The organism is Gluconobacter roseus NBRC 3990 (genome assembly GCF_006538885.1).
Classification (GTDB): Bacteria; Pseudomonadota; Alphaproteobacteria; order Acetobacterales; family Acetobacteraceae; genus Gluconobacter; species Gluconobacter roseus.
Window position 1 is genome coordinate 402,085 of sequence record NZ_BJLY01000001.1, and the last position, 12,597, is coordinate 414,681.

10 protein-coding genes are annotated in these 12,597 nt (G+C 63.7%); all 10 read left to right on the top strand.

The window, feature by feature from the left end:
* Positions 1–44 precede the first annotated feature (44 nt).
* Positions 45–707: a leucyl/phenylalanyl-tRNA--protein transferase gene (gene aat, locus GRO01_RS01695; RefSeq protein WP_062507463.1), complete on the top strand. Its 663-nt coding sequence runs from the start codon at positions 45–47 to the stop codon at positions 705–707.
* Positions 704–1,630 carry a DUF4412 domain-containing protein gene (locus GRO01_RS01700; RefSeq protein WP_062507410.1) on the top strand — a complete coding sequence of 309 codons (927 nt, stop codon included), beginning with the start codon at positions 704–706 and terminating at the stop codon, positions 1,628–1,630. The genes aat and GRO01_RS01700 overlap by 4 nt, the downstream gene beginning before the upstream one ends.
* Positions 1,631–1,632: 2 nt before the next feature.
* On the top strand, positions 1,633–2,235 hold the full coding sequence (locus GRO01_RS01705) for a hypothetical protein (RefSeq protein WP_141306790.1): 603 nt from the start codon (positions 1,633–1,635) through the stop codon (positions 2,233–2,235).
* Positions 2,236–2,400: 165 nt separating this feature from the next.
* Entirely contained in the window at positions 2,401–2,778 is a 378-nt protein-coding gene (locus GRO01_RS01710) for a hypothetical protein (protein WP_062507415.1), read from the top strand.
* Between the two features lie 63 nt (positions 2,779–2,841).
* Positions 2,842–3,348 (top strand): thioredoxin-dependent thiol peroxidase, encoded by a 507-nt coding sequence (bcp, locus tag GRO01_RS01715; RefSeq protein WP_083541205.1) that lies wholly within the window; start codon positions 2,842–2,844, stop codon positions 3,346–3,348.
* A 126-nt stretch (positions 3,349–3,474) separates the two neighbouring features.
* Complete coding sequence (locus tag GRO01_RS01720) at positions 3,475–6,675, top strand: DUF3971 domain-containing protein (protein WP_231490047.1); 3,201 nt, start codon at positions 3,475–3,477, stop codon at positions 6,673–6,675.
* A 126-nt stretch (positions 6,676–6,801) separates the two neighbouring features.
* Entirely contained in the window at positions 6,802–8,211 is a 1,410-nt protein-coding gene (locus GRO01_RS01725) for a replication-associated recombination protein A (protein ID WP_141306791.1), read from the top strand.
* Complete coding sequence (locus GRO01_RS01730; RefSeq protein WP_062507421.1) at positions 8,208–9,215, top strand: RluA family pseudouridine synthase; 1,008 nt, start codon at positions 8,208–8,210, stop codon at positions 9,213–9,215. The genes GRO01_RS01725 and GRO01_RS01730 overlap by 4 nt, the downstream gene beginning before the upstream one ends.
* A complete protein-coding gene (locus tag GRO01_RS01735; protein WP_062507423.1) occupies positions 9,212–11,752 on the top strand; it encodes an AsmA family protein in 2,541 nt (846 codons plus the stop codon). The genes GRO01_RS01730 and GRO01_RS01735 overlap by 4 nt, the downstream gene beginning before the upstream one ends.
* Positions 11,749–12,444, top strand: coding sequence for an ATP12 family protein (locus tag GRO01_RS01740; protein WP_062507429.1), 696 nt, complete (start codon positions 11,749–11,751; stop codon positions 12,442–12,444). Before GRO01_RS01735 ends, GRO01_RS01740 begins: the two co-directional genes overlap by 4 nt.
* Positions 12,445–12,597 lie beyond the last annotated feature (153 nt).

A 12,597-nucleotide genomic window follows, 5' to 3' on the forward strand; every position in this document is an offset into this window, starting at 1 on the left:
CCCTTGCGGTTTCGCATCAGGCTCCACGTAAAGACTGTACCATCATGGACGAGATAACCCCGGATCTTCTGCTTCAGGCCTATGCCGGGGGGATCTTTCCCATGGCGCCCGATGCCGAAAGCACGGAGCTGGCCTGGTATCTGCCGGAAGAGCGCGGGATCATGCCGCTCGACGGGATGCATGTTCCGAAGAAGCTGATGCGGCTGGTCATGTCGGGGCGAATGCTTGTGACGGCGGACCAGGCTTTTGATGAGGTCATGCTGGCCTGCGCCGAGCCTGCGCCGGGGCGGGAGACGACCTGGATCAGCGAGCGGATCCGCAAGCTTTACGGTGCGCTTCACCGTCAGGGAAACGCCCATTCCATCGAGGTCCGGGAAGGCGGAAAGCTGGTTGGTGGGTTGTATGGTGTGTCCCTGCGGGGGGCTTTTTTCGGCGAGAGCATGTTTTCGCGCGAACGTGATGCTTCTAAGGTGGCGCTGGTCCATCTTGTCGCGGGGTTGCGCAAGGGACGGTACACACTGCTGGATACACAATACACGACGCCCCATCTGACGGGGCTGGGCGGTATCGGGATTTCGGCGGCGAACTATCAGTCCCTGCTTCATCAGGCGCTGACCGTGCGCGCGGTCTGGCCTGAGGATTTCAGCCTTCAGGCCCTGCGGGAGTCCATTGCGTCACTGCGCGCGCCTGCCGGAGATCCGCCATGACTGTTTTCTCGCGCCCCGCTTTCCTACACGCCGCGCTTGCCGTGCCACTGGCCGCGGGGCTGTATGCTGGCGCTCTGCCGGAACAGGCTCATGCGGACGATCATCCGCGCCTGACGCCAACGCGGGATGTAACAGTCGTCTATCAGCTTTCCACGCCGTCGAGCACGACCAAGGGTGGTCCCGATACGGTAAAGGTCGCCTTCTCGGGTGCGGGCGATCTGCTGCGGATCGACTCGCAGGATGGCAATGGCGTGACCATTCTCGATCGTCCGGCGCAGCAGGTGACGCTCGTGATGATGAAGCAGCAGGTCTATACGCGCCTTCACCCCAATCATGGGCTGCATAATCCGTTCATGCTTGATCTGGACATGCAGTACACGGCGGCAGGTCATGAAACCGTGGCGGGGGTGGCCTGCGAACGCTGGAACATCCAGAGCAGCCACGGCAAGGCGACTGCCTGCGTGACGGATGACGGTGTCATTCTGGCGGAAAACGGTGTCGATGCGGATGGCGTCGAAGGCTCCATCAAGGCCGTTTCGGTGACCTATCAGGACATCCCGGCCTCAACGTTCGAGCCGCCGGCAGGCTTTCATGTGCTGGAGCCGAAAGCCCGTCCTGCGCATCAGAGCGAAGCGGGGAGCGCGACGCCGTCGCCGGTTCCCGAGGCTTCAAGCAATGATATGAAGACGACAACGCCTGAGCCGACATCTCCTGACAATTCGGACTCCGATAATTCTGTCATCGGCAGCCACGACACGCCAGCACCTGAAACAGCAATGCCGGGCCCTGCCGCGCCTCTGCCCGGCCAGCCTGTGCAGCCCGATACGACGCAGCCTTCCGTTCCGAACGATTCTTCGGGAGATGGGTCCGTGTCTGCCCCGGATCAGCCGCCCAGCGGCCCTGCGGATGGAAACCGGAAGTGAAAATGCCGTTCGTGCGCGTCGTTGGTGGTGCGGTCTGTCTTCTGCTGGGTGCCGTCTTTGGATCTGCGGCGAAAGCGGATGTGCCGTCAGTGACGCCGCCTCCGGTTCAGGCTCCGCTCGTAACGCCACTGCATGACGCCGATATCGTCTATGTTCTTACGGGGCCGAACGGGCAGCATCTGCATCAGCGGATGCGCTGGACGTCCGCGCTGTGGCGTCAGCGGGTGGAGCCGGAGGGTTCGGCGACAATCATGTTGACGGATTATCGCACACATACCCTCATGGTGCTGGATAGCACGAACCACACGGCGACCGTCACATCCGCGCCGGGTAGCGACAGCTTTGCGACGCCCGGCACACCTGCGGCCGGGTTCTGGCGCAATCTGGGGCAGGGCAGGATTGCAGGAGAGCCCTGCACGATCTGGGAAAGCGCGGACAGCGACAGCCAGACGACTGCTTTCTGTTACACGGATGACGGGCTGATGCTGGGTGCGACGCATGGTGGCCGGCCGGTTCTGGAGGCAGTATCCGTCAGCCGCGTGCCGCAGCCCGTCGAGATTTTCGATCCGCCGCCGGGCTATCACCGGGTCGATCCGCCGCGCTGAAACCGGCGGGTAGGCGTGTTACAGGGTGCTGTTACAATTTGTCCGCCTCCTGCCATGATTGACGCCTCTTGCTGCCATTTTCGGCGGGCATGATCTTTCTCATGGACGAAGGGAGTTCCTGTTCGCAGGGGCTTCTGGTCCATATGTTTTGAGGAGAAAGATGCCATGCGTCGCATCACACGTGCAGTTCTTATGGCCGCTCCCCTGCTGATCGGCTCCGCTATTGTTCCGAACGCGATTGTGCCGCAGGCACAGGCGCACTGGCATGGTGGCGGGCGTGGTCCGGGATATGGATATGGCGGTCCGCGCGGAGGCTGGCATGGTGGGTACCGCGATCATTCCGGCGCGATTGTCGGCGGGATTCTCGGTGGTCTGGCACTCGGGGCCGTGGGCGGTGCGCTTCTGACGCAGCCTTATGCTCCTCCGCCGCCTCCGCAGGTGGTCTATGCCCCGCCGCCCGTTGTCTATGCGCCTCAGCCACGGGTGGTTTACGGCCCGCCGCAGCCGGTTCCGGCCTATCCGGGCATGTATCCGGGTTACTGATCTCGGGATACTGAACGGTTTCCGTCCGGTTTGCCTTGATCGTGCCGGACGGGTCAGGCAATCATGCCGCTCATGACAGCCACTTCCCAGCCTTCCGGCCTTCAGCCGGGCGATCGCGCGCCAGATTTCACGCTTCCAGCTTCGGGCGGGCGCACTGTCAGCAGCGCGGGGCTGAGCGGGAAGCCTTATCTGCTGTATTTCTATCCGAAGGCGGATACGCCGGGCTGCACGACGCAGGCCTGCGGGTTGCAGGAAGTCTTGCCGAAGTTCGAGGCTGATGGTCTGACCATTATCGGTGTCAGCCCCGACCCGGTGGCGAAGATCGAGAAATTCGCCACGAAATACGGTCTGGAGTTTCCGCTGGCCTCGGACGAGGATCATGCCGTGGCCGAGGCTTACGGAACATGGGTTGAGAAATCCATGTACGGGCGGACCTATATGGGAATGGAGCGCAGTTCATTCCTGGTCGATGGCAAAGGCATCATCCGGCATGTGTGGCGCAAGGTGAAGCCTGCGACCCATGCCGAACTGGTGGCTGAAGCCTTCCGGGATCTCTCTTCAGAAGCCTGACGGCTTCATCTGAAAACTTTTTACGAGGGAGACTGGCCGGAAACGCGCCGATGACCGTCTATGGCCGTCCCCGACTTCCCGCGCCCTCCTCACAGGCGTTTTCGTCCGTTCCGGCCGGGGCCTCATATGCCCCGGCATTTCCATATTGCGCGCTGGGTTGCGCTGATCTGCATGACGCCCGTTGCACTCGCGGCTGCTGCGGGCAGCGTGTTCCTGTGGGAGCTGGCGCATGGACCGGTGGATATCACCCGCGTCTCCCGTCTTGTGGAGCCTGTGGCCATTGCGGCGGGCAAGCGTCCGGGGCATCCGGCCGGCCGGCTGAGCTGGGAGACGCTGCGCATTCAGTGGCAGCCCTCCGCTGGCGGCGTTCCTGCCGGGCTGGTGCTGATGGCGCGCGGGCTGAAAGTCACCCGATACGATAATCTGATTGCGGAGCGGGCTGACGAGGCTGATGCCGTCCTGTCGCTGAGCACCCTGTTCAAAGGGGTGATCGCGCCCCGGACCCTGCGTCTCGAAAACGCCACGCTGGCCCTGCGACGACTGCCCGATGGCGATGTGGACATGGACCTGCCGGAGCAGAAGCGCGGTGGGCGTGGCGTTCCGACACGGCTGGATCGTCTCCGCGCCGTTGATGTTCATAACGTCGCCATTACGCTTGCCGGTCTGCCACAGGACCGGACCGCCGTGATCGGGCCTGTGGAAATGCATGCGCGCCGTCTTCGTATGGTGCCGCATGGGCAGGATTTCGTCTGGACGGGAACGGGGCAGGCCGGGATCATGCTCGACGGTTTCCAGACCACGCTGACGGCGCAGGCACGGCAGGTCGGAAAACTTGGTGAGCTGCATCTGAACAGTACACCATTTGAGCCCGCCCAGCTTGGCGCTCTCAATCCGCTGGCTGCGGACTGGCATGTTCCGGTGGCGCTCGACGCACGGGCGATATTCTTGCCTCAGGGTATGGACGAACAGCCTTTGGACCTCGTGCTGAAGCTGTCCTTGGGCGATGGTAAGGTTTTTCAGAAAACCGCCGATCCGATCCATCTTCATGCCGGGCAGGCGACCGTGCATCTGCGGATGGACCATCCGGGCGTGCAGGGCGGGGCCACGGTTGAGGTGCCGTCCGCCGGGCTTGATGTGGCTGATAGCGGGGAGGCGCTGACGCATGTTCATGCCTCAGCCAGTCTGAGGCTGGATGATCTGCAGAAACCCAAGGTCATGGATGGAGATGCGGAAGCCGGGCTGGACGGCATCCGCTTTGCCACGCTGGGCTCCATCTGGCCCGCTGCCATCGTTAAGGGTGGCCGGCGCTGGATTTCAAAGAACATCACGGACGGAACCGGGCGCGATCTTGAGGTCAAGGCCCATCTGCACAGTGATAAGGGTCCGGATGGAATCATGCCGGTCTCGGTTCAGGGGCAGCTGAGTGGGCATGGCCTGACGGTGCACTGGCTGCGGCCCGTTCCGCCTGCGACAGGGCTGGAGGCCTCGCTGCATTTCGATGGGCCGGACACGCTGGTCATTGATCTGGGCAAGGGTGTGCAGTCCACGGGTGTGAAGGAAAACGTGCTGCTGCCGGATGGGGAAATCCGGATTGGCGACCTGTATGCCAAGGACCAGACCGGGGATATTTCCACGCATCTGACGGGGCCGTTACAGGGGTTTATGTCCGCGCTGGCGCATCCGCGGCTGCATCTTCTGGCGCGGCATCCGCTGCCGTTCACGCAGCCTTCGGGGATGGTGGATGCGCATGTTCATATGACGCTGCCGCTTGTCGCACATATTCCGGACGGGGCGCTCCATGTTTGGACACAGGCCACGTTCTCCGGCGTGCATCTGGGCAATGTTCTGATGGGGCAGCCGGTGGACGGGGCGTCGGGGACGATGTCTGCCACCGAGGATGCGCTGGATCTGACGGTGGACGGGCGTCTTGCGGGGATTCCCACGCATGTCGTGCTGCATGAAAACTTCCAGGGCGGGGCGCCGTCTCGGGTGTTGCAGACGATTGAGGCGCGTTCGGTTCTGGACCCGGTGTCTGCTGCGAAGGCCCGGATTGCGCCGGGCGGACTGTTTGACGGACATGCGGTTCTGAATGCGCATTTTGTGCAGCAGGCCAATGAGACGTCCGATCTGAAGCTGTCGCTGGACATGGCCCAGGCGGCGCTGACCGTGCCGATCTGGGCCAAGCCGCTGGGCGAGCCTGCAACAGCCATGGCTCATATCGGCTTTCAGAACGGCCGGATGGTGGTTCTGGACGGATTACAGGCGCATGGGACCGGGCTTTCGGTCGCGGGGCGGGGTGTCACGCGTGCGGGCAAGCTGACGGGGATCGTGCTTGAGGGCTTCCGGATCGGCCGGACGGAGGGCGATGCGCGCATTGCCCTGCCGCAGAGTGTGGAGCAGCCGATCGGCGTGACGGTCGATGCCGATCCGCTGGATCTGGCGCCGATGTTCGCACCGCATCCCCAGACGGCGGCCCCGCCTGCACCGCCAGGTGGTGCGAAGGCAAAAGGCGCATCGATGGGAGACAACTGGTCCATCAGTCTCAATGCACCGCATGTCTATTATGGTCCCAAGGCGCAGGTTGGGGGTGTCGTCTCGCAGATCGAACTGCGGAACGGGCATCTGACATCGGGGCGGTTTGCACTGGATGCGCCAACAAGGGTCCGGGCGGTACTGGCCGATACGGGACGTGAGCATCCGTTCGTGCTGGATATCGACAATCTGGGAACGCTGCTTGAGGGCCTGGGGCTGTATGACCGTATCCGGGGCGGGCAGACGCATCTGGATGGGGTGTTTACGCCGGACGAGACGACAGTGCGGAAGATTCCGGAAGGGCGGAACACGAAATCGGCCGGGCTGTGGGGCGGGCTGCCGCCGTTCCGTGGGCATGTGGAAATGGGGCCGTCGCAGTTCCTGCGGCCGCCTCTGAGCCTGACCGCGGTGTCGGATCTGTCGCCGCTGCACTGGCTGACCAATCATCTGGACCGGTTCGAGATCGGTCATCTGGCCACCCGGCTCAGTCTGGCGGGGAACCTGCTGGTGCTGCATGACGGGGTGATCGGCAATCAGGCGCTTGGGGCCACGATGGAAGGGCCGATCGACCTGACAACGTCTAAGTTGAACCTGAACGGGACGATCGTCCCGCTGTTCGGGCTCAATGCGCTGCCGGGACGGCTGCCGGTTCTGGGGCATCTGCTGTCTCCCGAAAAGGGCGGCGGCCTGCTGGCGGCGACGTTTGAACTGCACGGGACGGTCGAGAGGCCGGATCTGTCGGTCAATCCGCTATCGATGCTGCTGCCCGGTGTGCTGCGGCGCATTCTTCATTAAGGCCGTGGTCAGGGTTATGCTCCGGTAAGGTGAAGCCGGGGATTTTCCTGACCGGCAGGGCTCCCTATCTTGGAAGGGCAGACCTTCTGATGATGGACCGGGGAGCGGGAGACGCCAGTGACCGACATGACAGATCTTTTCGGCGGCGCTCCGGAAGCGAACCGTGCTCCGGGACAGACTTCAGGCCATGGCCCGTCCCGCGCTCCGGAGAACATGCGGCAGCAACGCCCGATCGAGGCGCCGCAGGTGCAGCGCCGGCCGCCTTCCCGGACGCAGCCTCTGGCGGATCGTCTGCGGCCGAAGCGGCTGGAAGACGTGCGGGGGCAGGATCATCTGCTCGGGCCTGAAGGAACACTCATGCGGATGCTGGCGCGGGGCACGCTGTCCAGCCTGATCCTCTGGGGCGGTCCGGGATGTGGCAAGACGACGATCGCACGGCTTTTGGCCGGGCGGGCAGGCCTGTTCTATTCGCAGATCTCGGCTGTCTTTTCTGGCGTTGCGGATCTGCGACGGGCGTTTGAGGAAGCGGACAAGAAGCAGGCGGCGACGGGTAAGGGGACGCTGCTGTTCGTGGACGAGATCCATCGCTTCAACCGCGCGCAGCAGGACGGGTTTCTGCCCTATGTGGAGCGCGGGACGGTGGTTCTGGTGGGGGCGACCACGGAGAACCCGTCCTTTGCGCTGAATGCGGCGCTGCTCTCGCGGTGCCAGGTTCTGGTGCTGAACCGGCTGGATGATGCGAGCCTTGAGAGCCTGCTGGTGCACGCGGAAGAGGAAGTCGGCCGTCCGCTCCCGCTTGATCCGGAAGCGCGGGCCAGTCTGCGCGCCATGGCGGATGGGGACGGGCGGTATCTGCTGAATATGGTCGAGCAGCTTGTGGCGCTTGATCCATCAAAAGTGCTCACGCCGCGCGATCTGGCGGCAATCCTGTCGCGCCGGGCGATCCTGTATGACCGGGACCGGGAAGAGCATTACAATCTCATTTCCGCGCTGCATAAATCGCTGCGCGGCAGTGATCCGGATGCGGCATTGTACTGGTTCGCGCGGATGCTGGAGGGCGGGGAAGACCCGCGCTACATCGCCCGGCGCCTGACGCGGTTTGCGGCCGAGGACGTGGGGCAGGCCGATCCCTCCGCGCTGCCGATGGCTGTGGCGGGATGGCAGACCTATGAGCGTCTGGGCTCTCCGGAGGGGGAACTGGCGCTGGCGCAGGTTGTGGTGCATCTGGCGACCGCACCGAAATCCAATGCGGTCTATGCGGCCTATAAGGCGGCGCGTGCTCTGGCGCGCGATACAGGCAGTCTGATGCCGCCATCGCATATCCTGAATGCGCCGACGAGTCTGATGAAGGATATCGGGTACGGCAAGGGCTATGAATATGACCACGACAGCGAGGACGCGTTTTCGGGTCAGAACTACTTTCCGGACGGGATGCCCAGAGCGTCCCTTTATCATCCCACGGACCGCGGACATGAGGGGCGTATCAGAAAACTTCTGGACATGCGGGCCGCCAAGAGGGCATCCCGCGAACCATGACAGTTACCAACCGCATCGTGACCGAGGATGAGGCCGATATTCGCCTCGACCGCTGGTTCAGACGTCACTACCCCAATCTGACGCAGGGCGCGCTCCAGAAACTGTGCCGCAAGGGACAGATCCGCGTGGAGGGAGGGCGTGTTCAGACCAATACGCGCCTGATCCCCGGACAGAGCGTGCGCATCCCGCCGCTGCCGGATGTGGACAAGCCCGCGCCCCTGCCGCCGCCGGATCCGATGCTGGCGCGCGAGATCCAGAAGATGGTGATTTACGAGGACGAGCATCTGCTGGTTCTCGATAAGCCATCGGGCCTTGCGACGCAGGGCGGTCCGGGCATTACCAAGCATGTGGACATGATGCTCGATGGTCTGCGGACCGAGGGTGGGGACCGGCCGCGTCTGGTGCACCGCATTGACCGTGATACGTCGGGCATTCTGCTGATTGCGCGCACGCCGGGTGTGGCGGCGAAGCTTGCGGCGGCGTTCCGTGGGCGCGATGTGGAGAAAACGTACTGGGCTGTGGTTGTCGGGCGGCCTTCGCCGGAATCCGGCATTATCGATCAGCCTCTGGCGAAGATCGGTGCGGGTGGCGCGGCTCTGGTGATTGCGGCGTCACGCGATGAGGAAGACGCGGCTTCAGCCAAGACGGAATATGAGACGCTCGATGCGGCGGGCAAGAAGCTGAGCTGGCTGAAGCTGTCTCCGCTGACCGGGCGGACGCATCAGCTTCGCGTGCACACCGAATCCATCGGGACGCCGATCGTTGGTGATCCGCGCTATGGCGGGAAGGCCGCGCATCCGGAAGGGTTCATCGACCGGCTGCATCTGCATGCGCGCCAGCTTGATATTCCGCATCCTGCCGGGGGGCGCCTGATCGTGACGGCACCTCTGCCGCCGCATATGCGCGAGACGTTCCGCACGCTGGGCTTCGTGCCGGGTGAGACGCCGGCGCCCAAGCGCGTCCGGGGTGGGAGCAGCAGCAAGGGCCGGGGGCCTGCAAAATGAAGAAGCTGACCGGCGTTCTGATTGCCGTCATCGTTGCCATTGTGGGTGTGAGTGTGGCCACGCATGTCCTGATCGATCAGGACGCGCTGCGCGAGCGTGTGGCTGTGGCGCTGAAGCACCAGACAGGGCTTACGATGCAGGTCCGTCATTCGTCGGTACAGCTTCTGCCCTGGCCGGCCTTTGAGGCGTCTGACGTCGTGCTGACGCGCGATGGACAGACGCCGGTTCTCAAGGCCCATACGATCCATGCCGGGATCGCCGTCTTTGCCCTGCTGCACCGGGAAGTGCGGTTTCAGGACTTCGTGGTCGAAGGGGCGACGGTGAATCTGGTGCGCGGTCTGGACGGGCAGGCGAACTGGTCCCTGACGCCGGATCGTGAGAACGAGGACGCCTCGCTCCCTGTGCGTGGACGGAGCGGGCAGCGGATTCATGCGCACTGGGATCTGTCTCTGGACGGGTTGCATGTCGCGCAGGCTGCCGTGCTCTGGAACGACCGTCTGACCCGTACGAGCGGTTCGTTCGGTGTCGATACGCTGGATCTGGACGGGCTGCGCAGTCCGAGCCCGTGGATCAGCCTTCAGGGGCATCATGCGGGCACGCCGTTCACGCTCAAGGGACATGTCGGCAATCTGTCGCAGATCCGGGGAACGGACCCCTGGGCGTTCAGCATCGGGACGACGCTGGGCGATGGCGAAAAGCGCGACTGGCTGAATCTGGACGGGCGGATCGGCAATCCGTCACGGATGGAAAACGTGGTTCTGACGGCGCAGGGCGAGTGGCCCAATCTTCAGGATGCGCACCGTCTGTTCCCGCATGCCAATCTTCCCAATGTCCCGGCCCTTGGCGGGGATGTGGCGGTTCAGGGTAGTCCCGGTCCGCTGACGGGACTGACTGGAGATGCGCTACTGCATCAGGTTCTGGGCAGCATGAATCCGACGCGGGTACATCTGCATGCCGGTTATGTCGGGCTGCGGCAGGGCGCGTTGCAGAACCTGCATGTCGATGCGACGGGGCCGGATGCGGCACTGACCGTCACGGCGGACACGCAGTGGCGGGACACGGCCTGGCATGTTGAAGGCGGGGCGGGGACGATGCAGCAGGCGCTTGCGGCCTGGCGCGACGGGTTGAAGACCGCTGTTCCGCTGACGGTGCAGCTGCGGAGCCAGACGACGCTTCTGTCCGGTGCGCCTGCGCTCAATGCACAGGACAGCGCCCGTTTTGCCCTTTCGGGGACGATCGGAGCGGAGAACGGGCATCTCGTGGCGGAAGGAAGCAGCAAGACGCTCTATCTGCCGGGTGCGGTTCTGCATGACGTCAGTCTGCATGGTACGCTGGACGGGCATGACCGCGAAAACATGACGCTCGACGGATTGCAGTTCAGCAGTCAGGAAGTAGCGCTGGACGGAGCTCTGGCGCTGGTTCTGGGGCATGACGTGCCACCGGTTGTGAGCGGAAAGCTGCATTCTGCGCGGATGGATCTGGATGCGCTCAAGGGGCTGTGGCTCCAGCCTGCACCATCTGCTGCGCCCGCTCCCGCAGCGCCGGCGGCACTTCCGGGAGCGGGCATTGCCGCGCCAAAGCCTGTGTCGCCGCAGGATGAGAGCGCCGTTCCGAGTGCGCCGGATCATTCGTCCGCCGCATCGGTGGCTGCCAGCACACCTGATCTGACACCGTCCTGGGTCCGGCGACTTCGGGCGCAGGATCTGAATCTGCATCTTTCCGCAGACAGGGTTGTGTATGCGGGCCGTGAATACACTGATCTTGCGACGCGTCTGACACTGTCGGGCGGGCATCTGCGTCTGGACCCGATTTCAGGGCAGGCACAGGGGCTGCCGCTTTCGGGCATGGCGGAACTGGATGCCAGCGCGCTTCCGGTGACGGGCAGCGTGACGTTCCAGCCGCTGATGCTTCCGGCTGGGCTGCTGGAGAAACAGCTGGGCATGCCGCAGCTTCTTCAGGGGCCTGTGCAGATCGTGGGACAGCTTTCTGCCAGGGGAAACAGTTCCGACGAGCTGCGCCGGTCGCTGGACGGGCATCTGGGTGTGTCGCTTGTGGATGGTCAGGTGCAGAGCGAGCTGCTCGGGCAGCTGGCCGGGTCTGCGGCGAGTGTGGTGCTGGGGAAAGGCGCACGGTCGCTCCGCTGTCTTGGGCTGCATATGAACATTGCCAGCGATGTGGTGCATCTCGATACGCTGGGGCTTCAGTCCGGCCGGTTCTCCACATCGGGAAGCGGCACGGTGGGGCTTGGGACGCAGGCTCTGGACCTGCACCTTCTGCCAGTGGTGGATTTTGAAGGGGCCGGGGCCTCCACGCCGGTTGTGGTCACGGGGACGCTGGATGCGCCGCATGTCGAGCAGGATCGTGATGCGGGCGGGCGCTTTCATGTGACGATCGGTGGGGACAGCAATGCGGCCGATCCCTGCACCGCACCGCTGGCTGCGGCACGGGAAGGGCAGGCAGGTCCGGCTCCTGCGGCGGTCAAGGTTCATCATTCGAAGGCCGGGGATATCCTGCGGGCTCTGGGAGTTCTGCATTGAGCGGGCACAAGCGTTTCTGGAAAGCAGTTTCGGTCGCGCAGGAGAACGGGCTGTTCGAGCCGCGTCTGGACGGGCGTCCCATCCGGCTGCCGCAGGGAAAGGTTCTTGCCGTGCGTTCCTCTGCGCTGGCCGAGGCCATTGCGGGGGAGTGGGGGCAGATTGCGGAAGGGGCATCCTTCACGCCGGACTCGCTGCCTCTGACGCGGATGGCCGGGACGATGATCGAGCGCATTGCGCCTGATCCGCAGGCGACGCGGGACATGCTTCTCGGATTCGGGGTGGATGATGGTCTGTGCTATTGCGCGGACGGCATCAGCCCGGTTGCAGAGCAGGTTTTTGCCTGGCTTTCAGGTTACGGGATCCACCCGATTGTAACGGATGGTCTCATGCCGGTTGTGCAGCCTGAGGGCTATCTGGAGGCTCTGGGGCAGCTTCTGGCGATGCAGAGCGATCTGGAACTCGCGGTTCTGGGCGTTCTGGCGCAGGCGACGGGCAGTCTGCTTCTGTCGCTTGCGGTCGTGGGTGGTGCTGTGAGCCTCGTGGATGCGGTGCTCTGGGCCAATAATGATGAAAAATCCCAGCTTGCGACCTGGGGGCAGGATGATGAACTCGTCCGCACCATGGAAAACCGCGAGAAGGATATTCTCGATGCGGGCATGTTTCTGACACTGGGGCGACAGGTTTCGATCTGAGAGGAAAATGCCCTGAATGGGGCATGATCTTGCCATATTCGGGGATCATTGAAGCTCCTGCCATGTGACAGAACGAGATGATTGGTGACTCGCCCCGGCTCAGGGACAGGCGCTATCTCCGGATCTGTCGAACACTGTCAGATTCGAGGAAGA